General features: G+C 71.5%; 17 protein-coding genes, 3 tRNA genes and 1 pseudogene. 10 read left to right on the forward strand and 11 right to left on the reverse strand.

The genetic code is table 11. From position 1 onward, the window contains the following. Positions 1–3 precede the first annotated feature (3 nt). The 4 genes and pseudogenes from ACZ60T_RS14060 (at position 4) to ACZ60T_RS14075 (ending at position 6,134) form a co-directional block, all read left to right on the forward strand. Complete coding sequence (locus tag ACZ60T_RS14060; RefSeq protein WP_365619493.1) at positions 4–1,347, forward strand: deoxyguanosinetriphosphate triphosphohydrolase; 1,344 nt, start codon at positions 4–6, stop codon at positions 1,345–1,347. Between the two features lie 126 nt (positions 1,348–1,473). Further along, the gene (locus ACZ60T_RS14065; protein ID WP_365619495.1) at positions 1,474–2,739 is read left to right on the forward strand and encodes an NAD(P)/FAD-dependent oxidoreductase; all 1,266 of its coding nucleotides are present in this window, start codon (positions 1,474–1,476) and stop codon (positions 2,737–2,739) included. Positions 2,740–2,841: 102 nt separating this feature from the next. After that, positions 2,842–4,746 (forward strand): DNA primase, encoded by a 1,905-nt coding sequence (dnaG, locus tag ACZ60T_RS14070; RefSeq protein ID WP_469666105.1) that lies wholly within the window; start codon positions 2,842–2,844, stop codon positions 4,744–4,746. Positions 4,747–4,929: 183 nt separating this feature from the next. Next, a pseudogene (locus ACZ60T_RS14075) lies at positions 4,930–6,134 on the forward strand (RNA polymerase sigma factor). Between the two features lie 63 nt (positions 6,135–6,197). Here the strand turns inward: ACZ60T_RS14075 and ACZ60T_RS14080 are convergent. From ACZ60T_RS14080 to ACZ60T_RS14095, 4 genes are all read right to left on the reverse strand, one after another. Continuing rightward, complete coding sequence (locus ACZ60T_RS14080; protein ID WP_469666106.1) at positions 6,198–8,117, reverse strand: ABC transporter ATP-binding protein; 1,920 nt, start codon at positions 8,115–8,117, stop codon at positions 6,198–6,200. Further along, positions 8,117–9,850, reverse strand: coding sequence for an ABC transporter ATP-binding protein (locus ACZ60T_RS14085; protein WP_469666108.1), 1,734 nt, complete (start codon positions 9,848–9,850; stop codon positions 8,117–8,119). Before ACZ60T_RS14085 ends, ACZ60T_RS14080 begins: the two co-directional genes overlap by 1 nt. A 110-nt stretch (positions 9,851–9,960) precedes the next feature. Further along, a complete protein-coding gene (locus ACZ60T_RS14090; protein ID WP_469666109.1) occupies positions 9,961–11,415 on the reverse strand; it encodes an FGGY family carbohydrate kinase in 1,455 nt (484 codons plus the stop codon). A gap of 57 nt (positions 11,416–11,472) precedes the next feature. Further along, a complete protein-coding gene (locus tag ACZ60T_RS14095; RefSeq protein ID WP_365619510.1) occupies positions 11,473–11,772 on the reverse strand; it encodes a YtxH domain-containing protein in 300 nt (99 codons plus the stop codon). A gap of 165 nt (positions 11,773–11,937) precedes the next feature. On the opposite strand from ACZ60T_RS14095, the gene ACZ60T_RS14100 reads away from it, so the two are divergent. From ACZ60T_RS14100 to ACZ60T_RS14110, 3 genes are all read left to right on the forward strand, one after another. Next, a tRNA-Asn gene (locus ACZ60T_RS14100) sits at positions 11,938–12,010 on the forward strand. Between the two features lie 5 nt (positions 12,011–12,015). Next, positions 12,016–12,088: transfer RNA gene (locus ACZ60T_RS14105), tRNA-Asn, on the forward strand. A 168-nt stretch (positions 12,089–12,256) separates the two neighbouring features. Then, positions 12,257–12,330 (forward strand) — tRNA-Ile (locus ACZ60T_RS14110). 108 nt (positions 12,331–12,438) lie between these two features. Here ACZ60T_RS14110 and ACZ60T_RS14115 read toward each other — a convergent pair. Both ACZ60T_RS14115 and ACZ60T_RS14120 read right to left on the reverse strand, forming a co-directional pair. Then, a complete protein-coding gene (locus ACZ60T_RS14115) occupies positions 12,439–12,750 on the reverse strand; it encodes a tyrosine-type recombinase/integrase (protein WP_469666111.1) in 312 nt (103 codons plus the stop codon). Between the two features lie 542 nt (positions 12,751–13,292). After that, positions 13,293–13,781: a hypothetical protein gene (locus ACZ60T_RS14120; RefSeq protein ID WP_469666112.1), complete on the reverse strand. Its 489-nt coding sequence runs from the start codon at positions 13,779–13,781 to the stop codon at positions 13,293–13,295. A gap of 134 nt (positions 13,782–13,915) precedes the next feature. On the opposite strand from ACZ60T_RS14120, the gene ACZ60T_RS14125 reads away from it, so the two are divergent. Both ACZ60T_RS14125 and ACZ60T_RS14130 read left to right on the forward strand, forming a co-directional pair. Beyond that, positions 13,916–15,154: a sensor histidine kinase gene (locus ACZ60T_RS14125; protein ID WP_365619517.1), complete on the forward strand. Its 1,239-nt coding sequence runs from the start codon at positions 13,916–13,918 to the stop codon at positions 15,152–15,154. Further along, positions 15,142–15,792, forward strand: coding sequence for a response regulator (locus ACZ60T_RS14130; protein WP_469666113.1), 651 nt, complete (start codon positions 15,142–15,144; stop codon positions 15,790–15,792). The genes ACZ60T_RS14125 and ACZ60T_RS14130 overlap by 13 nt, the downstream gene beginning before the upstream one ends. Before the next feature lie 356 nt (positions 15,793–16,148). Here ACZ60T_RS14130 and gap read toward each other — a convergent pair whose 3' ends face one another. The 3 genes from gap to ACZ60T_RS14145 all read right to left on the reverse strand — a co-directional run bounded on the left by gap (position 16,149) and on the right by ACZ60T_RS14145 (position 19,433). Further along, positions 16,149–17,147 carry a type I glyceraldehyde-3-phosphate dehydrogenase gene (gene gap / locus ACZ60T_RS14135; protein WP_365619521.1) on the reverse strand — a complete coding sequence of 333 codons (999 nt, stop codon included), beginning with the start codon at positions 17,145–17,147 and terminating at the stop codon, positions 16,149–16,151. A gap of 109 nt (positions 17,148–17,256) precedes the next feature. Continuing rightward, on the reverse strand, positions 17,257–18,222 hold the full coding sequence (locus tag ACZ60T_RS14140) for a GlxA family transcriptional regulator (protein ID WP_469666115.1): 966 nt from the start codon (positions 18,220–18,222) through the stop codon (positions 17,257–17,259). Positions 18,223–18,395: 173 nt separating this feature from the next. Then, positions 18,396–19,433, reverse strand: a complete 1,038-nt coding sequence (locus ACZ60T_RS14145; protein ID WP_365619525.1) for a rod shape-determining protein — start codon at positions 19,431–19,433, stop codon at positions 18,396–18,398. Positions 19,434–19,757: 324 nt separating this feature from the next. Here ACZ60T_RS14145 and ACZ60T_RS14150 point away from each other — a divergent pair, with 324 nt between their 5' ends. Continuing rightward, positions 19,758–23,402 (forward strand): S8 family serine peptidase, encoded by a 3,645-nt coding sequence (locus ACZ60T_RS14150; protein ID WP_469666116.1) that lies wholly within the window; start codon positions 19,758–19,760, stop codon positions 23,400–23,402. Positions 23,403–23,484: 82 nt separating this feature from the next. On the opposite strand, the gene ACZ60T_RS14155 is transcribed toward ACZ60T_RS14150, so the two are convergent. Beyond that, positions 23,485–24,933, reverse strand: a complete 1,449-nt coding sequence (locus ACZ60T_RS14155) for an acyl-CoA synthetase (protein WP_469666117.1) — start codon at positions 24,931–24,933, stop codon at positions 23,485–23,487. An 83-nt stretch (positions 24,934–25,016) separates the two neighbouring features. Beyond that, positions 25,017–25,613, reverse strand: a complete 597-nt coding sequence (locus ACZ60T_RS14160) for a hypothetical protein (RefSeq protein WP_469666118.1) — start codon at positions 25,611–25,613, stop codon at positions 25,017–25,019. Positions 25,614–25,629 lie beyond the last annotated feature (16 nt).

Here is a 25,629-nt window from a genome sequence, read left to right on the forward strand (position 1 = left end):
GTCATGGACGGGACTGCACCGAAGGCCTCCGAGAGCCCCGCGCGGCATGAGAACGGCTGGGCGGACGGCCCGCCGTACGGACCGGCGGACGTCGAGCGTTGGGCGGCCGAGCCCGACAAGCGCCCGGGGCGCACCGCGTTCCAGCGGGACCGCGCGCGGGTGCTGCACTCGGCGGCGCTGCGCCGCCTCGCGGGCAAGACCCAGGTCGTCACCCCCGGCACCTCGGGCCAGGCCCCGGCCTGGGACGCCACCCCCCGCACGCGGCTCACCCATTCGCTGGAATGCGCCCAGGTCGGCCGCGAGCTGGGCGCCGCCCTCGGCTGCGACCCGGACCTCGTCGAGGCCGCCTGTCTCTCCCACGACCTCGGCCACCCGCCCTTCGGGCACAACGGCGAACAGGCGCTGAACGAGTTCGCGCGGGACTGCGGTGGCTTCGAGGGCAACGCCCAGTCCCTGCGGCTGCTCGCCCGGATCGAGCCGAAACGGTTCGTCAGCAACGCGACGACGGGGAAGCTCGTCAGCGTCGGCCTGAACCTCACCCGCGCCGTCCTCGACGCCGCCACCAAGTACCCCTGGCCGCGCGGCGCCCACCCCAGCGACCCCGCCTCCCCCAAGTTCGGGGTCTATGACGACGACCGGCCGGTCTTCGACTGGGTCCGCCTGGGCGCCCCCGGCCACCGCACCTGCTTCGAGGCGCAGGTCATGGACTGGTCCGACGACGTGGCCTACTCGGTGCACGACGTGGAGGACGGCCTGCACGCGGGCCATATCGACCCCGACTGTCTGCACGCGGAGCCCGAGCGGCAGGCGGTCTTCGCCGTCGCCGTCGGGCGCTACGTACCGGCGGACACCGACCCCGACGAACTCGCCGAGGCCCTCGACCGGCTGCTCTCGCAGGACTGGTGGCCGCACGGCTACGACGGTTCGGCGGCCGCCCAGGCCCGCCTCAAGGACGCCACCAGCCAGCTCATCGGACGCTTCTGCCTGGCCGCCGAGGGCGCGACCCGGGCGGCGTACGGCAGCGGGCGGCTCACCCGGTACGCGGCCGAACTCGTCGTACCGCGCAGCACCCGGATGGAGTGCGCGGTCCTCAAGGCGGTCGCCGACCGGTATGTGATGCAGCGCGCCGAGCAGGAGCGGCTGCGCGCCGACCAGCGGGTCGTGGTCGCCGAGCTGGCCGAGGCGCTCACCGCTCGCGCGCCCGAGGGGCTCGATCCGCAGTTCCGGGCGCTGTTCGAGGAGGCGGCCGACGACCGGGCCCGCAAGCGGGTGATCGTCGATCAGATCGCCTCGCTCACGGACATCTCGGCGCTCGCCCTGCACGCGCGACTGGTGGGACTCCGGTGACAGGACCTGACCCGGACCTGACCCGGACGTGACCGAGCGTGGCCTGATCGGGCCACTCCCTCTTCCCGCATCACGCTCCGTGCGGGACGCTCGCAAGGGGCGACATCCTCACGAGGAGGCATTCACGTGGTCGACGAGGACCAGACGTTCGTCATCGTGGGAGGAGGTCTGGCCGGTGCGAAGGCGGCCGAGACGCTCCGGGCGGAGGGCTTCACCGGCCGCGTGATCCTCATCTGCGACGAACGCGACCACCCCTATGAGCGGCCTCCCCTGTCCAAGGGCTATCTGCTCGGCAAGGAGGAGCGCGACAGCGTCTTCGTGCACGAGCCCGCCTGGTACGCGCGCCACGATGTCGAACTGCACCTCGGCCAGACCGTCGTCGCCGTCGACCGCGCCGCGAAGACGGTCCGCTACGGCGACGACGGGACGCTCGTCCACTACGACAAGCTGCTGTTCGCCACCGGCGCCGAGCCCCGGCGCCTGGACATCCCGGGCACGGACCTCGTGGGCGTCCACCATCTGCGCCGCCTCGCCCACGCCGAGCGCCTCAAGGGCGTACTGAGCGCGCTCGGCCGGGACAACGGCCATCTGGTGATCGCGGGCGCCGGCTGGATCGGCCTGGAGATCGCGGCGGCGGCCCGCGGGTACGGCGCGGAGGTCACCGTCGTCGAGCCCGAGCCGACCCCGCTGCACGGCGTCCTCGGCCCCGAGCTGGGCGGTCTCTTCGCCGAACTGCACCGCGAACACGGCGTCCGCTTCCACTTCGGGGCCCGGCTCACCGAGATCGTCGGCCAGGACGGCATGGTGCTGGCCGCCCGCACCGACGACGGCGAGGAGCACCCGGCGCACGCGGTGCTCGCCGCGATCGGCGCGGCCCCGCGGGTGGCTCTCGCGGAGGCGGCCGGACTGGAACTGGCCGACCGCGCGCAGGGCGGCGGTATCGCGGTGGACACCGGGCTGCGTACGTCCGACCCCGACATCTACGCGGCCGGTGACGTGGCGTCCTTCCCGCTCGACCTGTTCGGCACCCGGCTGCGCGTGGAGCACTGGGCGAACGCGCTGAACGGCGGCCCGGCAGCCGCCCGCGCGATGCTCGGCCGCGAGGTGACCTACGACCGGGTGCCGTACTTCTTCTCGGACCAGTACGACGTGGGGATGGAGTACTCGGGCTGGGCGCCGCCCGGCTCGTACGACGAGGTGGTGATCCGGGGCGACGTCGGCAAGCGGCGCTTCCTCGCGTTCTGGCTGCGGGAGGGGCGGGTGCTGGCCGGGATGAACGTGAATGTGTGGGACGTCACAGAGCCCGTTCAGTCGCTGATCCGGGCGAGAACGGTGGTGGACCGGGAGGCGCTCGCGGACCCGGCGGTCCCGCTGGAGACCCTGTCCGCCTAGGTGGCGGCGGGGTGTTCGCGGCAGCGCGCGCGGTGCCCCGCTCGCCACCGGGGGCGTGGCACGAGCCCGCGGGCTGTCCGTGCGCCCCCGTAGAATCTCCTCGTGGCAGGACGGATCAACGACGAGGACGTGAAGGCGGTACGGGACGCGGTCCCGATCGACTCCGTCGTGGCCGAGTACCTGCAATTGCGCAACGCGGGCGGCGGGAACCTCAAGGGCCTGTGCCCCTTCCATGACGAGAAGTCGCCGTCGTTCCAGGTCAGCCCGAGCAAGGGCCTGTTCCACTGCTTCGGCTGCCAAGAGGGCGGCGACACCATCACGTTCGTGATGAAGGTCGACCACCTCACGTTCTCGGAGGCGGTCGAGCGCCTCGCCGCCCGCGCGGGCATCACGCTGCGGTACGAGGAGGGCGGGTACAACCCCAGCCACCAGCGCGGCGAACGCATCCGGCTGGTCGAGGCGCACCAGATCGCCGCGCAGTGGTACGCCGAGCAGCTCGGCATCAGCCCCGAGGCCGAGACGGGACGCCTGTTCCTGGCCGAGCGCGGCTTCGACCAGGCCGCCGCGCTCCACTTCGGCGTCGGCTACAGCCCCCAGGGCTGGGACCATCTCACCCGCTATCTGCGCGGCAAGGGGTTCAGCGACAAGGAGCTGCTGCTCTCCGGGCTCTCCCAGGAGGGCCGCCGGGGACCCATCGACCGCTTCCGCGGCCGGCTGATGTGGCCGATCCGCGACATCGGCGGGGACGTGGTCGGCTTCGGCGCGCGCAAGCTGTACGAGGCGGACAACGGCCCGAAGTACCTGAACACCCCCGACACGGCGATCTACAAGAAGTCGCAGGTCCTCTACGGCATCGACCTGGCGAAGAAGGAGATCGCGAAGTCGAGCCGCGCGGTCGTGGTCGAGGGCTACACGGACGTCATGGCCTGCCATCTCGCGGGCGTCCCCACGGCCATCGCGACCTGTGGCACGGCCTTCGGCGGTGAGCACATCAAGATCCTGCGGCGGCTGCTGATGGACAACGGCTCGGCGCGGGTGATCTTCACGTTCGACGGTGACGCGGCCGGCCAGAAGGCGGCCCTGCGCGCCTTCGAGGACGACCAGAAGTTCGCCGCCGAGACGTACATCGCGATCGCGCCGGACGGGATGGACCCCTGCGAGCTGCGCCTGGCCAAGGGGGACGAGGCCGTCTCCGATCTGGCCCAACCCCGCACGCCGCTCTTCGAGTTCGCGCTCCGTCAGATCGTCGGCCGCTATGACCTGGAGACCCCCGCGGGCCGCGCGGCGGCGCTCGACGAGGCGGCGCCGGTCGTCGCCCGGATCAAGAACAGCGGCGCCCAGCACGAGGTCGCGGTGCAGCTCGCCGGGATGCTCGGCATCCTGGACACGCAGTTCGTGGTCAAGCGGGTGGGGCAGTTGGCCCGTTGGGCGCGTCAGCGGGGCGGCAGGGGTCCGGCGCCGAGCGGGCCGCGCCCGGCGCAGCCGTACGAGGCGGCGCCGCGCCGGAGTGCCTCGGGCCCGGCGCTCAACCTCCGCAACCCGGTCTACGCGACCGAGCGCGAGCTGCTCAAACTGGCCCTTCAGCAGCCGGAGTTGGTCTCCCCGGCGTTCGACGCGTACGGCGTGGACGAGTTCACGGCGGCGCCGTACGCGGCGGTCCGCGAGGCGATCCTGGAGGCGGGCGGCGCGGAGTACGGCGCCCAGGACCCGCAGGAGTATCTGATCCGCGTCCGCGAGGCGGCCCCCGACGACACGGTCCGCGCCATGGTCACGGAACTCGCGGTCGAGGCGATCATGCGCCGCACGGTGGACGAGGTCTACGCGGGCACGGTCCTCGTCTCGGTCCGCCGCCGCGCGGTCGAACGCCGCGTCCGCGACGTCCAGAGCACCCTGACCCGCCTGGGCCCCCACGGCGACCCGGCCCACCTGTCCGCGGTACAGAACGAGCTGTGGGTACTCCAGCAGTACGACCAGGCGCTGCGCGAACGCGGGGCGACGGCGCTGTAGCACCGCCGCACGAGCGGTCACGCCTCGGGGCGCGCGTCCGTCGCCGATCCGACGGTCCGACGAGCTGAGTAACCGGGCGGTCACGGAACGAACTCAGAAAGTGGTCGCACGCCCCTCGTGGTGGCGTTGTGTCGTACTCCACACTGGATTCCGGTTCCTGAGTCCTCGGAGCGTGGCCGACCCGTGTACGGCGGGTCCGGCACCCCGCGGTTCCGCTCGACGACCACGGGATGCCCGGCGGCATCCCCGACGTACCGCTGCCGCACGCCCCCGCAGCGACATCCCTGGAGGTCGCCCCCGTGCAGACCCAGACCCTCACCCAGACCGACACCCCTGCGGACGAGCCGGACGTGGAGAGCGACGTCCTTTCGGCCGTGCCCTCGCAGAGCCGGCCCGCGCACCACCCCGAGGCGGGGCCCGGCGCGGCCGTCGAGGCGCCCGAGCCCGTCGAATCGTTCCGCGGCGCCACCGACCCCGGCCCGTCCTCGGACCTGTTCCGCCAGTACCTGCGCGAGATCGGCCGCGTCCCCCTGCTCACGGCCGAGGAGGAGGTCGAACTCGCCCGCCGTGTCGAGGCCGGCCTGTTCGCCGAGGAGAAGCTCGGCAACACCCCCGACCTGGACACCCGACTCGCCCTGAACCTCGACCGGTTGGTGGTCATGGGCCGGGTGGCCAAACGGCGGCTCATCGAGTCCAACCTGCGGCTCGTCGTCTCCGTCGCCAAGCGGTACGTCGGCCGCGGGCTGACCATGCTCGACCTGGTCCAGGAGGGCAACCTCGGCCTGATCAGGGCCGTCGAGAAGTTCGACTACGCCCGCGGGTACAAGTTCTCGACGTACGCGACCTGGTGGATCCGCCAGGCCATGTCGCGCGCCCTGGCCGACCAGGCGCGCACCATCCGTGTCCCGGTCCACGTCGTCGAGTTGATCAACCGGGTCGTCCGCGTCCAGCGCCGCATGCTCCAGGAGCGCGGCTACGAGCCGACGCCCCAGGAGGTCGCCGCGCACCTCGGCCTGCCCGGCGAACGCGTCCGCGAGGTGCTGCGGCTCGCCCAGGAGCCGGTCTCGCTGCACGCGCCCGTGGGCGAGGAGGACGACGTGGCCCTCGGCGACCTCATCGAGGACGGCGACGCCGCGAGCCCGGTCGAGTCCGCCGCCTTCCTGCTGCTCAGGCAGCACCTGGACGCGGTCCTGTCCACGCTCGGCGAACGCGAACGCAAGGTCGTACAGCTCCGGTACGGACTGGTGGACGGCCGCCCCCGCACACTGGAGGAGATAGGCCGCATCTTCGGCGTGACCCGTGAGCGGATCCGCCAGATCGAGTCGAAGACCCTGAACAAGCTGCGGGACCACGCGTACGCGGAGCAGTTGAGGGGGTATCTCGACTGACCCTCGAACGACCGGGGCCGGCGCTGGACTCCAGCACCGGCCCCGGACCTCGGATCGCGGGCGTCAGTCGACCTCGGCCACCGCCTGCGCGAACTGCGCCTGGTACAGCCGCGCATACGCCCCGTCGGCCGCCAACAGCTCCCCGTGGGCGCCCTGTTCGACGATGGACCCGTTCTCCATCACGAGGATCGTGTCCGCGTCCCGGATCGTCGACAGCCGGTGCGCGATGACGAACGACGTCCGCCCGTGCGCGAGTTTGGCCATCGCCTTCTGGATGAGCACCTCGGTACGGGTGTCGACCGAACTCGTCGCCTCGTCGAGGACGAGGATCACCGGGTCGGACAGGAACGCCCGCGCGATGGTGATGAGCTGCTTCTCACCCGCGCTGACCCCCGTGCCCTCGTCGTCGAGCACGGTGTCGTAGCCGTCCGGCAGCGTACGGATGAACCGGTCCGCATGCGCGGCCCGCGCCGCCTCCTCGATCTCGTCGCGCGTGACCTCGCGCCGGGCACCGTAGGCGATGTTCTCCGCGATCGTGCCCCCGAACAGCCAGGTGTCCTGGAGCACCATCCCGATCCCGGACCGCAGCTCGTCCCGCGACATCTTGGCGATGTCGACACCGTCGAGCGCGATCCGGCCGCCGGTGACCTCGTAGAACCGCATCAGCAGGTTCACCAGCGTCGTCTTGCCCGCGCCCGTCGGGCCGACGATCGCGACCGTCTGCCCCGGCTCCACCTTCAGCGACAGGTCCTCGATGAGCGGCTTGTCGGGGTCGTAGCGGAACGACACGTTCTCCAGCGCGACCCGGCCGCGCAGCTCGTCGGGGCGCATCCCGGGCTCGGGGTCCGCCTCCTGCTCCTCGGCGTCCAGCAGTTCGAAGATTCGTTCCGCCGAAGCGACGCCCGACTGCACGAGGTTCGCCATCGACGCGACCTGCGTCAGCGGCATCGAGAACTGCCGCGAGTACTGGATGAAGGCCTGGACGTCACCGATGGACAGCGAGCCGGAGGCGACCCTCAGCCCACCGACGACCGCCACCAGTACGTAGTTCAGGTTGGAGACGAACATCATCAGCGGCTGCATCACACCGCTGTTGAACTGCGCCTTGAACCCGGCCTCGTACAGCTTCTCGTTCTGCTCGGCGAACTGCCGCGCCGACTGCTCCTGGCGCCCGAACACCTTCACCAGCGTGTGCCCGGTGTACATCTCCTCGATGTGCGCGTTCAGCGTGCCGGTGGTGCTCCACTGCTGCACGAAGTGCGGCTGCGAGCGCTTGCCGACCCGCGTGGCCACGACGAAGGAGAGCGGCACGGTCACCAGCGCGACCAGGGCCAGCAGCCACGACACCCAGAACATCATCGCCAGCACGCCCACGATGGTCAGCAGCGAGTTGACGAGCTGGCCCAGCGACTGCTGGAGCGTCTGGCCGATGTTGTCGATGTCGTTGGTCGCGCGGCTGAGCACCTCACCGCGCTGCCGCTGGTCGAAGTACGACAGCGGCAGCCGCGACAGCTTCGCCTGCACGGCCTCGCGCAGCCGGTAGACCGTCTTGTTGATGGCCCGGTTGGAGAGCCGGGTGGAGACCGCCATCAGCAGCCCGGCCACCAGGAACGTCACCAGCGCCAGCAGCAGGACGTTCCCCACGGCACCGAAGTCGATGCCCTTGCCCGGCGTGAAGTCCGTCCCCGAGAGCATGTCGGCGACGCGGCCCTCGCCGCGCTTCCGCATCGCGTCGAGGACCTGCTCCTTGGACGCCCCCGCGGGCATCTGGCGGCCGATGATCCCGGCGAAGACCAGGTCGGTCGCCTTGCCGAGGATCTTCGGCCCGACCACGGACAGGGCCACGCTCAGCACACCGCAGGCGACCATCCAGTACATCAGGGTGCGTTCGGGCTTGAACTGGGCGAGGAGCCGCTTCCCGGACCCCTTGAAGTCCATCGAGCGCTGGTCGGGGCCGCCGGCCATCATGCGTCCCATGGCCATCAGGCCGCCTCCGCTTCCGTGAGCTGGGAGAGCACGATCTCCCGGTAGGTCTCGTTGCTCGCCATCAGCTCGTGGTGGCTGCCGGTGCCGACGACCCGGCCCTCGTCCAGGACCACGATCCGGTCGGCGTCGCGGATGGTCGACACGCGCTGGGCGACGATCACCACGGTCGCCTCGGCGGTCTCCCGGCCCAGCGCGGCGCGCAGGGCCGCGTCCGTGGCGTAGTCGAGCGCGGAGAAGGAGTCGTCGAAGAGGTAGATCTCCGGGCGCTGCACCAGCGTGCGCGCGATGGAGAGCCGCTGCCGCTGCCCACCGGAGACATTGGTGCCGCCCTGCGCGATGGGGGAGTCGAGGCCCTCCTCGAGCGCCGACACGAACTCCTTGGCCTGCGCCACCTCCAGCGCGTGCCACAACTCCTCGTCGGTGGCGTCCGGATTGCCGTACCGCAGATTGCTCGCGACCGTACCCGCGAACAGATACGGCTTCTGCGGGACGAGCCCGACCGTCCGCGCCAGCAGCTCGGGGCCGATCTCCCGGACGTCGACGCCGTTCACGAGCACCTCGCCGTCGGTGACGTCGAAGAGCCGGGGGATCAGCCCGAGCAGGGTCGACTTGCCGCTGCCGGTGGACCCGATGACCGCCGTGGTCTCGCCGGGCCGCGCCACCAGGTCGATGGCCTTGAGCACCGGCTCCTCGGCGCCCGGATAGCCGAACCCGCCGCCGCGGATCTCCAGATGACCATGGCGGCGCATCTCGACGACGGGCGCGGTGGGCGGCACGACGCTCGACTCGGTGCCGAGCACCTCCTGGACGCGCTCGGCGCACACCTCGGCGCGCGGCACCATCATGAACATGAACGTGGCCATCATCACGGACATCACGATCTGCATGAGGTAGGCCAGGAAGGCGGTCAGATCACCGATCTGCATCCCGCCGCTGTCGATCCGGTGCGCGCCGAACCAGACCACCGCGATCGAGGAGAGGTTCACCACGGTCATCACCAGCGGGTACATCAGCGCCAGCGTGCGGCCGGTGCCGAGGGAGACCTCGGTGAGTTCGGTGTTCGCGTCCTTGAAGCGGTTCTTCTCGTACGCGTCCCGGACGAAGGCGCGGATGACGCGGTTGCCGGTGATCTGCTCGCGCAGCACCCGGTTCACCGTGTCGAGGCGGACCTGCATGCTGCGGAACAGCGGACGCAGCCGGCGCACGATCAGCGCCACACAGATGCCGAGCACCGGGACCACCGCGACCAGCACGCCGGACAGCGGGACGTCCAGCCCGAGCGCGAGCACGATGCCGCCCACACACATGATGGGCGCCGACACCATCAGGGTGAACGTCATCAGGACCAGCATCTGGATCTGCTGGACGTCGTTCGTGGTCCGGGTGATCAGCGACGGCGCCCCGAACCGGCCCACCTCACGGGCGGAGAAGGACTGCACACGGTCGAAGACGGCGGCCCGGACGTCCCGGCCGAGGGCCGACGCCGTCCGGGCGCCGTAGTAGACGGCGCCCATGTTGCACACGACCTGGCCCAGCGAGACGGCGATCATCAGACCGCCGAAGGACAGGATGTAACCGGTGTCACCCTTCACCACACCGTTGTCGATGATGTGCGCGTTGAGGGTGGGCAGATAGAGCGTGGCGCAGGTCTGCACGAACTGCAGCAGCACCAGCAGGCCGATGGGTTTCTTGTACGGGCCCAGATGGGCCCTCAGAAGTCGTATGAGCACGCGGGATCTCTCGGAGTCGTCGACGGACCGGGGTGGTTCGGGATGCACCACCCCCTATCGTCGAACACTCCACCGGCGTTACCTCAACTGATTAACCCGACGGCGGCGTGTTACGGCCGGAATGCGCCAGGGTGGGTCTGCTCCCGTACCGAGACGTACTGCTGGCGCACGGCCTGGCCCACCGCCAGTTCCTCGCCCGGCTCCAGGACCTGGGCGACCGCGCCCTGCCAGGCGGGCGGGGTGTGGGGGTCGAGAGTGCCCTGGGACACACCGAGCGCCCAGGCCGCCTGCCGGGCCGCGCCGATCGCCGCGTAGTCGGCGGGCTGCACCACCACGACCTGCACGCCGAACAGCGCGGGAGCCACCGCCTGCACGGCCGGCAGCTCCGCCGCGGCACCCAGCAGGAAGATCCGCCGTACGTCGACCCCACGGCCGCGCAGGACGTCCAGCGCGTCCGCGAGCCCGCACAGCATGCCCTCGAACGCGGCCCGCGCCAGATGCTCGGGCTTCATCGACTCGCGCCGCAGCCCCGTCAGGGTGCCCGCGGTGTGCGGCAGGCTGGGTGTCCGCTCGCCCTCCAGATACGGGAGCATGACGAGCCCGTGCGAACCCGGCGTCGACTTCATCGCGAGGTCGGACAGCGCCCGAAGGTCGGGTACGCCGAGCAGTTCGGCGGTGCCGCGCAGGGCGCGCACGGCGTTGAGCGTGGTCACCACGGGCAGATGCATGCCCGTCGCGTCCGCGAGCGAGGTGATCATCCCGGTCGAGTCCACGAGCGCCTCGGGGTGCACCGCCATCACCGACCCGGAGGCGCCGAGCGAGACGACCGCGTCGCCGAGCCCGATGCCGAGCCCCAGGGCGGCCGCCATGGTCTCGCCGGTGCCCGCGGAGATCAGCAGCCCCTCCGGCGTCGTCCCCGCCGCCTCGGACGGGCCGAGCACCTCGGGCAGCACGGCCTGGTGGCCGAGCGCCAGCTCGACGAGGTCGGTGCGGTAGGCGCCGGTCGCGGCCGACCAGTAGCCGGTCCCCGAGGCGCCGCCGCGATCGGTGGTCCTGCGCGTCGGCCGCCCCAGAAGCTGCCACACCAGCCAGTCCTGGGCCTGCATCAGCAGGGCGCTGCGCTGCGCGTTGTCGGGTTCGGACCGCGCGAGCCAGCGCAGCTTGGTCACGGGCTGCGCGGCCTGCGGCACACACCCGACGGCCTCGGCCCAGGCCTGCCGCCCGCCGAGGCCGTCCACGAGATCGGCTCCGGCGACCTGCGCCCGCCGGTCACCGCCGACCAGCGCGGGCCGCACCGTGGCGCCCTGGGCGTCGAGCGGGACGAGGGCGTTCGGCTGCGCGGAGACCCCGATGGCCTGCACGCCTTCCAGCAGGCCGCCGGCCGCCGCCTCGCCGAGGGACAGCAGCCAGGCCTGTGGATCCACGTCGGAGGGGCGGCCTCCGCCTTCGGGGCGCTCCACCGGATGCGGTGCATAGCCTTGCCGCAACACGGCCCCCGTGTCCGCGTCACAGACGACGATACGAGTGAAATCGGGCGAACTGTCCAACCCGGCGACTATCCCCATGGCGGAAATTCTGCCGTACCCGCGGGGGTGTGCGTGCCGCGCCCGCGGCTACGGACGTCAGCCGGTGCTCGTACCCCAGTCGTCCGCGCCGGCACCCTTCGTACGCCGCTCGCGCAGGGAGCGCACCCGGGCCGCGATGGAGTCGGGCACATGGGTCTTGCCGCTCACCGCGTGATAGGCCCGGCCCGCGTAGTCGCGGCCCTGCTGGGCGGCCGATTCGGCGGTGTTGCGCACCGCGGGGTTCTGCGCGACCTGACGAGCGGACTGCTTCATCTGCTCGTACCGCTCGCGCCCGGCCCGCGTGCCCAGCACATAGCCGAGAGCCACCCCGGCGAAGAACGTGAGCCGATAGCGCATGGCGGTCACCCTTCCCTAGCTTCTGCGTCGTCCCCCATGGGGGCATCGATCGCGGGGGATACCGATTGGCGGAGCACCCCCCTGCTTGCGCTAATGTATGTGTCGCAGCGAGCGAGCGCCCCCTGGCAGATGCCGAGGGAGGTACGTTCGATGCGAACGAGGCATTCCTCCGTAGCTCAATTGGCAGAGCAGCCGGCTGTTAACCGGCAGGTTACTGGTTCGAGTCCAGTCGGGGGAGCTCGGTCCTCCGTAGCTCAATTGGCAGAGCAGCCGGCTGTTAACCGGCAGGTTACTGGTTCGAGTCCAGTCGGGGGAGCCCAGATGAATCAGGACCCCACAGGGGTCCTTTTTCATGCCCGCAGGAACCACCGCACGCGCTGCGGAGTCCTCAAGGTCAGATGAAGCCGACCATCCGAAGCAGGAGATCGTATGAGCGGCTATGCTGCGGCAGACGGCGCGCACACTTGTGCGCGACGCGCCGTACGGGGCGGTAGCTCAGCCGGTTAGAGCAGCGGACTCATAATCCGTCGGCCGTGGGTTCGAGTCCCACCCGCCCCACTCCCAGTCTCCTGGGCAAAATCGTTCTGACCTGCGTCGGAACGATCGGCGTCGGACCCCGTTCCGGGTTCCGTGGTCGATTCTGCCTGGGAGGTGGACACAGAGTGGTCACACACGCCCGTAGGTCGCTCGGACGGAGTCTTCCGGGCGCGGGGGCAGCAGGTGTGCGTACACCTTCGACGTGATCTGAATTCCGGAGTGCCCGAGCATCTTTGACATGGCCTCAAGCTGTACGCCACCAGCGAGCAGCAGGGACGCGTAACCGTGGCGCAGATCATGCAGCCGCACCCGGCGCAGACCGACCTCGTCGACCAGGGCCGCGAACAACCGCGCGGCCCTTGCCGGTCGGTGCCCGGTCTCGCAGTACGGACACGGCGCCGCCGCCTGCTTCCGCTTCTTCCGCCCGGACTCCTGTATCACCTGCCGACGCACCGTCAGCGTGCGCCCTGCAAGGTCGATGTCGTCCCGACGCAGGCCCAGCGCCTCGCCGGTCCACGGCTCGACCTCGGTATCGGTGGCCTGCGGGAGCGTCGCCTTCCTGGCGACATCGAAGGTGCCCCAGATATGGCTTGATGTAGTCCCGGATGTGGTGCCGGTAGGAACGCAAGGTCGTGATGCGCTGACCCTCGCGTTCCTTGAGTTCGACCCACTGATCAAGCCACACCGTCGCATCGGCTGCCGCTGCCGCTGCCGCTGCCGGGCACGGGATGATTTCGCCGAGGCGGAAAACCTGGGCTGGGCTGCCGATCAGCTCTCAGGTCCTCGAAGTGAGCGTTGCGATCGGGCGCAGGGTTGAAACGCAGCTACTGCCAGGCCCCACTTCGAGGATCCGCTCGCCCGGGCTCGGGGTGAGTACCGCGGCGAGCCGGGCGGATGTGAGGAACGGCAACGGCAGGTCCAGCAGGCTGCGTTGGGCGTAGGGGTGGTATCCGTGGTTGCAGCCCGGGTCGGTGTGGCGGGTTTCATGGGGTGCGGGGCAGTGCTCGAACCGCCAGGCGGACGCATATCGCTGCGAGCGGAAGTTCTGCGAACAACGCCATGACCAGCGCCACGCGCAGTTCGCTCCCGCTGGCCGCGGTCATCGTGTCGAACCAGGCGTCGACGGTGAGCAGGGCGGCCGTCGCGGCGGCGGGCGGTGCCAGTCGCCGATCCCCGCGGGTGGCCAGCAGACCTGTGGTGATCAGGCCGATCGCCTCCAGCGTGTCCAGACCTACCCAGGCGGCGGACCAGTGCGAGGCATGGAAGGTGGTCGGCAGGCTGGTGGCCAACACGACGAGCCACGGCAGCAGCGCCACCCCGCAGCCGGCCAGGACAAGACCCCGCCGTCGGCCTGGAAGGCGGTCCGGACGACGGCGCTGCGGGCTGGGGAGCGATCCCGTGCGCGGGCCGTGCGGCCTGCGTATGCCGTGCTCGGCGTCCGGCTCCGGGAACGGTTCGGTGATTTCCTGCATGTCCTTCAGCCTGAGCCGCACGGCGATCACAGTCAGTAATGGCGGGTGCCGTTCTCAGGGTGGTGCCAGGTTCACCATCGATCCGGATGCACAGTGCATGGCATAGCCCTCACCTGGCGTTTTACCGTCGAGTCATGACGATTCCCCGGGCGCTGCGGCGCAGAGTTGTTCGGGTCTGGCGGGACACCGGCTTCTTGGCGGCCGGGATTCCGCTGCACCTTGCGCTGGTGCCGTTGTGGAGCTGGATGGCGAGTGCCGCGAAGTACGGGCCGTGGGCGTGGCTCCCGCTCCCGTTTGTGCTGATCCTGCTCGGTGTGCTTGTGCTCACCGCTGTGCAGCGACGCCGTTACCGGGTGCTGCTGGGAGTGGAGATCCGCCGGCTGCCGGCCGCGCGCGAGCAAGGGTGGCTGAGGCGCGCTCTGCGGTGGCTGTCCGTGGCCCAGACCTGGCGGCAGGCCGGATACCACCTGCTTGTCGGTCCGCTCCTGGCTTTGGTGGAGCTGGGGGTGCTCGCCGCGTGGGTCGCGGGTCTTGCCGGCGTCACCGTCAACGGGTGGGCCTGGATGTTGCCGGTCCAGGTTCGCCTGGACCATGTCGACTACGCGACCCAAGCGGTGTACTACACCGCGGCCGGCGTGCTGCTGCTGTGCGCCGCACTCTGGCTGACCGGGCCGGTGACCCGCGCCGAGACCCGGATCGCGCTCGCGCTGCTCGGGACCAGCCGCTCCCAGCGGCTTCAGCAGCGTGTGGAGCACCTGTCCGAGAGCCGCACCGACCTGATCGACGCCGTCGATACCGAACGCCGCCGCATCGAACGTGACCTGCACGACGGCACCCAGCAGCGCCTGGTCTCCCTCGCGGTCAACCTGGGCCTGGCCAGGGCCACCCTCACCAACCTGCCGGACGAGGCCCGCACCGTGATCGACGAGGCGCACCGCGAGGCGAAGGAGGCCATCGCCGAACTCAACGACCTGGTGCGCGGCCTGCACCCGGCCGTCCTCGAAGACCGCGGGCTGGACGCGGCGCTGTCCGGGCTGGCCGCCCGGGTACCGATCCCGGTACGGCTGCGAGTCGACCTCGAGGAGCGAGCGGCGCCCACCGTGGAGTCGGTCGCCTACTTCGTGGTCTCCGAGGCGCTCACCAACGTCACCAAGCACGCCCGCGCCACCCGCGTGGACGCCACTGTCAAACAGATCGGGAGAATGCTGCGTGTGAACATCACCGACGACGGGATCGGCGGCGCCGACACCTCCACCGGCAGCGGGCTGAGCGGGCTGGCCAAACGGGTCGGTTCCGTCGACGGCACCTTCCACATCAGCAGCCCGGTCGGGGGCCCGACCACCATCGCCGTGGAGCTGCCATGCGAGCTGTGATCGCCGAGGACTCACTGCTGCTGCGCGTCGGGCTCGTCAAGGTCCTGGAGATGGCCGGCTTCGAGATCGCGGCCGAAGTCGGCGACGCCGAAGCCCTGCTCGCGGCCGTCGAGGAACACCGGCCCGGGCTGGCCCTGGTCGATGTCCGCATGCCACCCGGCTTCACCGACGAAGGCGTGCGCGCCGCGCTGATGATCCGTCAGCAATGGCCGCAGACCGCGGTGGTACTGCTCTCGCAGTACGTCGAGGAGCGGTATGCGGCCGACCTGCTGACAACCAACACCAGCGGCGTCGGCTACCTGCTCAAGCAACGCGTCGCCGACGTGGAGGAGTTCGTGGCTTCCGTTCAGCGGGTCGCGGCCGGGGGCACGGCACTGGATCCACAGGTGGTCGCCCAGCTACTCGTGCGCCGCCGCAACGACCCGCTCGATCGGCTGACGCCACGCGAACGGGAGGTACTCGCCCTGATGGCCGAGGGACGCTCCAACACCGCGATCGCCGAGGCCCTGGTCGTCAGCGACAGCGCAGTGGCCAAGCACATCAACAACATCCTCGCCAAACTCGACCTGCCCGCAGCCGACGCCGACCACCGGCGCGTTCTCGCCGTCCTGAGATTCCTCGGCGCTTCCCCGACCTGACCGACCCACCGCCCGCACCCCTACCGCCGTTCGGCCCAACAGACCGGCAAGCCAACAGACGACGTCTCGCGGACACCGAGCCACGTGGAAAGCGGTCCCGCGGGTCGCCTACTCGGGGCTTCTCGGCGGGCTCTACCGGGTGCGTACCGGCAACGACGTGCTCACGAGGGCGGACAACTCCGTCCCGGTGCGGGGCATGGGTGCGTGCGGCCGCCACGTGGGCGTGGCCACGTGCACGAAGTGGAGTGACGGCTGACCCATCTGACGCCTCGTACGAACGCCGCGCCCCGCTCCGGACGTCCAGAGCGGGGCGCGGGTCACTGTCCGCTCGGCCGCCCCTCGCGGGCGGCGTCGGCTCAGTGAGAGGTGAGGAGTTCGAGGGTGTCGATCACGCGGTTGGAGAAGCCCCACTCGTTGTCGTACCAGGCGACCACCTTGATGTGGCGGCCGTCGACGCGGGTGAGCTTCGAGTCGAAGATCGACGAGGCCGGGTTGCCGGTGATGTCGGAGGACACCAGCTCGTCCTCGGAGTACTCGAGAACACCGGCCAGGGGGCCCTCGGCCGCGGCACGGTAGGCCGCCAGGACCTCGTCGCGCGTCACGTCACGGGAGACCGTCGTGTTCAGCTCCACGACCGAGCCCACGGGGACCGGGACGCGGATCGAGTCGCCCGACAGCTTGCCGTCGAGGTTCGGCAGCACCAGGCCGATCGCCTTGGCCGCGCCCGTCGTGGTCGGGACGATGTTGACACCGGCGGCGCGGGCGCGGCGGGCGTCGCGGTGCGGGCCGTCCTGGAGGTTCTGCTCCTGGGTATAGGCGTGCACCGTCGTCATGAAGCCGTGCTCGATACCGGCGAGGTCGTCCAGGACCGCGGCCAGCGGGGCCAGCGCGTTGGTCGTGCACGACGCGTTCGAGACGATCGTGTGCGTGGCCGGGTCGTAGGCGTCGGTGTTGACGCCGTACGCGAGCGTGACATCCGCGCCGTCCGACGGGGCGCCGACGAGTACCTTCTTCGCACCCGCGTCGAGGTGGCCGCGCGCGGCCTTCGCCGAGGTGAAGCGGCCGGTCGCCTCCAGCACGACGTCGATGCCGAGTTCGCCCCAGGGCAGGTTCGCGGGCTCGCGCTCGGCGAGCACCTTGATACGGCGGCCGTCGACGACGAGCGTGTCCCCGTCGACCGTCACCGGGCGGCCGAGCCGGCCCGCCGTGCTGTCGAAGGCGAGCAGGCGCGCGAGGGCCGTGGGATCGGTCAGGTCGTTGACGGCGACGACGTCGAGGGTGCTGTCGCGCTCGAGCAGGGCGCGCAGCACGTTGCGCCCGATGCGACCGAATCCGTTGATGGCGATGCGAGTCATGAGGTGTCCGTCCCTTCGGTTTCCCTGCGAGATTCGCATGCGTTCCGGGCCGCTGCCAGTGGCGTGAACGCCAGCATCCGCAAGGATCATGCCAAGGTCGGAATACCCGCTATGCCCCGTGGGTGAAGGTGCGCCGGTACTCGATCGGCGAGGTGCCGAGGATGCGCTGGAAGTGCCGCCGCAGATTGGCGCTGGTGCCGAGGCCGACCTCGGCGGCGATCTGCTCGACGCTGCGCTCCGAGCGTTCGAGCAGCTCCCGTGCCCTGTCGACGCGGGCGCGCATCACCCACTGCATCGGTGTGTATCCGGTCTCCTGGACGAAGCGACGGGAGAACGTGCGCGCGGAGACCGCCGCGTGCTGGGCGAGCAGCTCCACGGTGAGCGGCTTGTCGAGCCGGTGCAGGGCCCACTCGCGGGTGGCGGTGAACCGCTCCCCGCGGGGTTCGGGCACGCTGCGCGGCAGATACTGCGCCTGGCCTCCGCTGCGGTAGGGGGCCGCGACCAGACGCCGGGCGGCGTGGTTGGACGCGGCCACGCCCAGGTCGGCGCGCAGGATGTGCAGGCACAGGTCGAGGCCCGAGGCGGCGCCCGCCGACGTCAGTACGTCGCCCTCGTCGACGAAGAGGACGTTCTCGTCCACGTGCACCCGGGGGTGCTTCAGCGCCAGGGCGCGCGCGTAGTGCCAGTGGGTCGTCGCGCGCTTGCCGTCGAGCAGCCCGGTGGCGGCGAGCGCGAACGCGCCCGTCGAGATGGCGGCGAGCCGCGCGCCCCGCTCATGGGCGGCGATCAGGGCGTCGAGGACGGCCTGCGGCGGGTCCTCGCGGTCCGGGAACCGATAGCCGGGGACGAACACGAGGTCGGCCCAGGCCAGCGCGTCGAGTCCGTGCTCGACGGCGTAGGACAGGCCGTCACCGCCGCTGACCAGGCCGGGGGCCGCACCGCACACCCGTACCTCGTACGGCATGCTGGCGCGGGTCGTGAACACCTGCGCGGGGATGCCGACATCGAGCGGCTTGGCTCCGGCCAGCACCAGGACGGCGACGCGGTGCAGACGCGGGACCTCGGCGGGGGGCATGCTCAGCTCTCTTGGTGATCGGGGACATCGGCCGGTGAGAGCGCGCTCACGCGGGGCGCGCTCCGTCCCGTCCAGTATCCCGGCGACCGGCGCGGTACCCGCAGGCGGCGTACGGGCGCGACGTACGGGAGTGGCCTGCCTACGGGGCGTACGGGAGGGCGGTGTGCGAGCGGTCAGGCCGCGAGCGGGTTGAAGGTCAGCGGCTGGATCTTGCCCTCCAGCATGGCGCCCACGCCCTGGACGGCGCAGATGTCGGGCCGCTCGGCGATGTGCACGGGCATGCCGGTCGCCTGGCGCAGCATCTGGTCGAGCCCCGGCAGCAGCGCGCTGCCGCCGACCATCATGATCCCCCGGTCCGCGAGGTCGGCCACCAGATCGGGCGGGCAGTCCCGCAGCACCTTGCCGATGCCGTCGAGCACGGCGGTCAGTGGCGTCTGGATGGCCACGCGCACGGCGGCGGTGTCGATCCGTACGGACCGGGCGAGCCCGGTGGCCACGTCCCGTCCCTGGATCTCGGTGGAGGCGGAGCCGTTCGGCATGAGCCCGTTCTCGGACAGGGCGATCCGCAAGGGCCGTACCGACTGGCTCGGCAGCAGCAGCGCGTGCTCGTGGCGCAGGTGTTGGGCGATCGCGTGGTCGACGGCCTCGCCGCCCACCGGCACGCGCTCGGCGGTCACGATGTTGCCGAGCGAGAGCACGGCGATCTGGGTGGCCGCCGCCCCGCACACCATGATCATGGAAGCCTCGGGCTGCTCGACCGGCAGCCCGCACCCCACGGCCGCGGCGACGAGGGTGTCCACCAGCTCGACCCTTCTGGCCCCCAGCCCGACGAGGGTCTCGACGGTCGCGCGCTGGGCCAGAGGGTCCGCGTCGTGCGGGGTGCAGGCGGCGGCCCGCAGCCGGGGCTTGCGGCGCAGGGCGCGGCGCAGCTTCTCGCCGAGCAGATGGCGCAGCATCCGCCGGGCCATCTCGATGTCGACGACGGTGCCGCCGGAGACCGGCCGCACCACCCGGATGTACGCGGGGGTGCGCCCCGTCATCTGCTCCGCCAGCTCCCCGACGGCTATCAGCGCGCCCGTCCGGGTGTTCACGGCAGCGGCACTGGGCTGGTCCACCACCAGCCCGACGCCCTTGACGTACACCCGGGTCTTGGCCGCCCCGAGATCCACGGCGAAGTGGCAGCGGCGCAACTGGTCGAGGCTGACGGTCATGGCGGTACCTCCCGAGAACGGACCGCAGGCGGCCCCGCGCGACCACCTCTTCCTACGTATCCTGCGGCGGCCCAACGCCCGGCGCCCTTCAGGATGAGCCGGGCGGGGCACGCCTGAACGGGGGAACACAGCGGTGTCGCCGGGCGCGGTGATTGACGTACGAGGTACGAAGCCCCCTCAGGTGCGCGCGGCGGTCTCAGGGAAGGGCCGCGAGCGGGGCCTGGCGGGAACCCGCCACTTCGCCTTCCCGCCACGCACGGTCAACTCCCTTGTCCCACAAGCCCCCTGACACTCTTCGGAGCACTCGACGAAGAGAGGGCAGGGATGTCCACAGGACCAGTCAGACGCGGCGGGATCCTCTTGTCGGCCGGGCTCGTGCTCGTGCTGCTGCCGTCAGGGAACGCGGCTGCGGCGAGCGGTGCGCCGACCCCCGCGCGCACCGCCTCCGCGCACACCGCCTCCGCGCGTACCGCCACCGCCGCCCAGACCGTCACGCTGGTGACGGGCGACAAGGTGACCGTCACCGACCTCGGCGGCGGGAAGAAGACCGTCACCGTCGACCGGCCCCAGGGCGCCACCGGGGCCGTACGGACCGATGTCGCGAACGGGGACGTCACCGTCGTGCCCGACGAGGCGCTGCCGTATCTGCGGGCGGGCACGCTCGACCGGCGGCTGTTCGACGTCAGCGGCCTGATCCGGCAGGGGCTCGGCGACCGCAAGGCCGACGCGCTGCCGCTGATCGTGACCTACGCCAAGGGCGCGCGGCAGGCGGCACCGCGCGGTGCCGCACAGACCCGCTCCCTGCCGAGCATCGACGGGGCCGCCCTCGACGCCGCGAAGGGGCGCACCTTCTGGCGGTCCTTCACCGGGCAGCACGGCATCGGCAAGGTGTGGCTCGACGGCCGGGTGACGGCCGACATGGCGGAGAGCAACGAGCAGATAGGGACGCGGTCCGCCTGGGACGCCGGTCTCACCGGCAAGGGCGTCACCGTCGCCGTCCTCGACACCGGCGCGGACACCGGACACCCGGACCTCACGGGCCGCGTCTCCCAGAGCAAGAGCTTCATCGAGGGCCAGGAGGTCGCCGACCGCAACGGGCACGGCACCCATGTCACCTCCACCGTCGGCGGCAGCGGCGCCGCCTCCGACGGCACCGAGCGCGGCGTGGCGCCGGGCGCCACCCTCGCTGTCGGCAAGGTGCTCAGCGACGAGGGCTTCGGCAGCGAGTCGCAGATCATCGCCGGTATGGAGTGGGCCGCCCGCGACGTACACGCCAGGATCATCTCCATGAGCCTCGGCTCGACGGAGGCCAGCGACGGCACCGACCCCATGGCCGAGGCCGTCGACACCCTCTCCGCGGAGACCGGCGCCCTCTTCGTCGTCGCGGCAGGGAACACCGGCGCGCCCTCCTCCATCGGCTCGCCCGGCGCCGCCGACGCCGCGCTGACCGTCGGCGCCGTCGACTCCGCCGACCAGCCCGCCTACTTCACCAGCGCCGGACCCCGCTTCGGGGACAACGCCCTCAAGCCCGACATCGCCGCACCCGGCGTCGACATCCTCGCCGCGCGCTCCCAACTCCTGGACGGCAGCGGCTACTACACCCGGATGAGCGGTACGTCGATGGCGACCCCGCACATCGCGGGCGTCGCCGCCCTGCTCGCCGAGCAGCACCCCGACTGGAGCGGTGCACGGCTCAAGGACGCGCTGATGTCCACCTCGAAGCAACTGGACGACTCCGCCTACACGGTGGGCGCGGGCCGGGTGAGCGTCCCGGACGCCGTCACGGCGCAGGTGACCGCCACCGGCAGCGCGGACCTCGGCTTCTACAAGTGGCCGTACGACACGAACAAGCCGGTGACCCGTACCGTCACCTACACCAACTCCTCTGACGAAGCAGTGGAGTTGAGCCTCGTCGCACAGGGGGCGCCCGAGGGCGTCGCCACGCTCGCCGACTCCACGCTCACCGTGCCCGCGCACGGCACCGCCTCCACCACCGTCACCGGCGACGGCGCCAAGGCGCCGGTCGGGAACGTCTCCGGGCAGATCGTCGCCTCCGCGCACGGCAAGCCCGTCGCCCACACCGCGTTCGGCATGGTCAAGGAGGACGAGCGCTACACGCTCACCGTGCACGTCAAGGACCGTGACGGCAGCCCCGCCCCCGCCGACCTCGTCGTGCAGCAACTCGCCCAGGGCGTCGACCCGTTCCCGGCCGCCGTCGGCGAATCCGGCACCCTCGCCCTGCGGTTGAAGCCGGGCGCCTACAGCCTCGCCACCTTCCTCGACGTACGCGGCAGCCACGGCGCCGACTCGCTCGGCCTCGGCTTCCTCGCCGCACCCGAGATCAGCCTCGACCGCGACCGCGAGGTCACCCTGGACGGACGGCGCCTGCGGGAGATCACAGCCGACGTCCACCGCACCACCCAGACACGGCAGTTGCTGATGGAGTACGACCGCAACGCGCGCGGCTCCGACTACTTCGGCGCGTTCCAGGTGCCGGTGAAGTACGACAGCATCTTCGCCGCGCCCACCGCGAAGGTCACCCAGGGCAGCTTCGAGTACCGCACCGTATGGCGGCTCGGCAAGCCGCAGGTGGAGGTCAAGGGGCTCGGCGAGGCGGTCGCGCAGCCCGGCGCCACCCTGCTCGAAGGGCGCACCCGGCTCCCGCTCGTCGACGTCGGGGACGGCCCGTTCCCGGCGGACGTACGCGGCAAGGCCGTCCTGGCCCGGCTGACCGACGGCACCACGCCCACCGCGCTCGCCCAGGCGGCCCAGGACGCGGGCGTCACGGCCCTGTTCGTCACCGACGACAGCCCCGGACGCCTCAACGCCTGGTGGGGCGGTGACGACAACGCGGACCGGCCGCTGCAGATCGCCACGGTGAACGCGGCGGACGCGGCCGAGCTGCGCAAGGCCAAGAAGGTCGACATGACGGGGACGCGCAACACCCCGTACATGTACGACCTCTCGCAGGGACACCAGGGAGCGGTCCCCGACAAGAGCCTCGCCTACACCCCCGGCCCGCGCGAACTCGCCGTGCTGGACGCGAAGTTCCACGCGGTGAAGCCGGTGAGCGGCGGCGAGTTCCGCTACTCGATCACCGACGCCTTCCCCATCGGCATCGGCTTCCAGGAGCGGATCGACTACCCGGCCGAGCGGACCGACTACGTGTCGACCGGGCCCGGTCAGCTCTGGCACGAGTCCGCGACCGTCGGCGACGGCACCCTGGAGGAGCGCAGCGGCCTCGTCGACTACCGTGGCGGCGCGCACACCGCGCTGAACTGGTTCAAGCCGGTCTGGCACCCCTGGCTCGGCACCGGCCTCGGCTGGGGCCAGCAACGCACCGGGAACACGCTGCAGTTCAACACGCCCGGCTGGGGCGACTCCGGACCCGACCACACCGGCTTCGGTGACGCGTGGAACACCGACAGCGGCATGAACCAGACCACCGCCGTGTACCAGGACGGCACCCTCGTCGACCGGCGCACCAGCTCCGCCGCGTACGTCTGGGACGCGCCCGCCGACGAGCACACCTACAAGGTCGTCACCGACACCGCCCTGGACGCGGACCGCTGGAAGCTCTCCACCAAGGGACACTCCGAGTGGACCTTCCGCTCGGCGCAGACCCCGGCCGACCGCGCGACCTTCCTGCCGCTGCTCAACCTCGCCTACGACGTCGACACCGATCTGTCGGGCGATGTCCGCGGCGGCCGGGTGCCGGTCGGGATCTCCGCCTCGTACGTCGTGGGCGCGCCCGACACCGGCACGATCGGCGGCGCGAAGCTCGAGGTGTCGTACGACGACGGCGCCTCCTGGCGGACCGTTCCGCTCACCGGCGGCAAGGGTGACTCCTGGAAGGGCACGCTGGCCGTGCCGTCCGGGGCGCGGTACGTCTCCCTGCGCGCGTCGGCGAGCGACGACCGGGGCGGCTCCGTCACACAGGAGATCGTCCGGGCGGTGGGGGTGCAGTAACTCCCCGTCCGACAAAGCCTCGTACGCCCCTGGAATCACCAAGTCCCGGGGGCGTACGGGGCGTTCGGCTACCGCACCGCCATCAGCCCTTGCCCAGTGCCCGCTTCATGATCTTGCCCATGTCGTTGCGGGGCAGCGCGGCGAGGTGGTGCACGACCCGCGGGCGCTTGTGCGGGGCGAGCCGCCGGGCCACATGGTCGGCGAGTTCCTCGTCGGCGGGCGGTGCGGCCGGGTCGGCGAGGACGATCCAGGCGACGATCCGCTCGCCCAGGTCGTCATCGGGCTCCCCGGTGACGGCGGCCTCCCGCACCCCCGGATGTTCCAGCAGCGCGTTCTCGATCTCGCCCGCCCCGATCTTGTACCCACCGCTCTTGATGAGATCGGTGGCCTTGCGGCCCACGATGCGTACGGAGCCGTCGGCCTCGCGCACCGCCATGTCGCCCGTGCGGAACCAGCCGTCGGCGGTGAAGGCGCCGGCCGTGGCGTCGGGGCGGTTGAGATACCCGGTGAACAGGTTCGGCCCGCGGACCTGGATCTCGCCGATGCTCTCCCCGTCGTACGCGGCGATCGGCGCGCCGTCGTCCTCCACGAGCCGCAGCTCGACCCCGGGCAGCGGCACCCCGACCGTCCCCGGGCACCCCTCCCCGTCCGCGCGCACGCTCGTGTTCATCAGCGTCTCCGTCATCCCGTACCGCTCGATGACCCGGCGCCCGGTCGCCGCCGCGATCCGCTCCTGGTCGTGCACCGGCAGCGCGGCCGACCCGGAGACCAGCAGCCGCGCCCCGGCCAGCGCCTTGGCCAACTCCGGTGCGGCGGGCAGCGCTTCGGCGATGCGGTGGTACATCGTGGGCACGCCGAACAGCATGGTCGCCCCGTCGCCCAGATCGCGCGCCACCCCGTCCGTGCTGAACCGCCCGAGGTGCCGTACGGATCCGCCGCGCCGCAGCGGGCCGAGGATGCCGAGGACCAGCCCGTGCACATGGAACAGCGGCAGGCCGTGCACCAGGACGTCGTCCCCGGTCCACCGCCAGACCTCCGCGAGCGCGTCCAGCGTGGTCGCGACGGCGCGCCGGGGGATCACCGCGCCCTTGGGCGGTCCGGTGGTGCCGGAGGTGTAGACGACGAGGGCGGGGTCTTCACCGGAGACCTCGGCGGGCGCGAAGGCACCCGCCGCGCGCACATCGACGTCGATGCGGTCCAACTCACCGAGCGGGAGCGGAAGTTGCTGTCCAGGCGCGGCCAGCACCAGCGACGGCGCGCTGTCCGACAGGATGTGCCCCAGCTCGCCCTCCCCGGACTTCGGGTTGAGCGGGACGAAGGGCACGCCCGCGGTCAGCGCGGCCACCGCCGCGACGGCGGTCTCCAGCGAGGGCGTGGCCCACACGGCCAACCGGCCCACGCCCGCGATCCGCGCGGCGAGCGCACCCGCCGCCGAGGCCAACTCCGCGTACGTCAGGGACCGTTCGGCGAACCGCAGGGCGGGCCGCCGCGCGGCCTCGGGATCGGACAGGGCCGGGAAGAGGGAGGACACGCGGGACTCCTTACGTTGAGGCATCGAGACATCGAGACGGACTGCGGATGGATCGGACGATCGGATGTACAGGCCCCAGCTTCTCAGGATTGCCCGCCCACGCTCGTGCGTTGGAGCAGTCCCCAGGTGAACTCCACCGTGCACGCGTGCCGTTCGCCCGCCGCGTCCGGCGCGGTGAAGGCGAGGCCCCACCGGGTGGGGGCCGTGCCCTCCAGCGGGCGCGCCGGGGCGAAGGCGCGGGCCACCTCGTCGACCGTGCAGGACCAGGGGGTCAGGTCCTCCAGGGTCTCCAGCCGTGGACCGGGTACGCCCGGTGCCCGCACCAGCCACTCGTTCCACACGACCCCGTTCGGTGCCACCAGCACCTCGAAGCGCAGGTCGGGCCAGAGCGGGACCGGCCACAGCAGCGCGTCGCAGTCGAGGTCGCCGATCCGGCGCGCCGCCGTCGACTCCGGCTCGCCGAGGACGGAGCGGTACCGGGAGAGGGCGGAGCGGGAGCGCGGGGCGTGCCGCATGGCCTGCCAGCGGCGGTTCGCCTCGCGCATGTCCGCGAGCGAGACCCCCAGCTCGCGGCGGGCGTCCTCGACCAGCCCCGGCTGGTGGTCGGCCATGCGGCGCAGCAGGACCAGCTGGAAGTCGAGGGGCGTGAACGGACCGGCGGGGCGCTTCGCGGACGGCATACGGCCATCCTCGCCC

It is taken from the genome of Streptomyces sp. NPDC104371 (assembly GCF_055583785.1).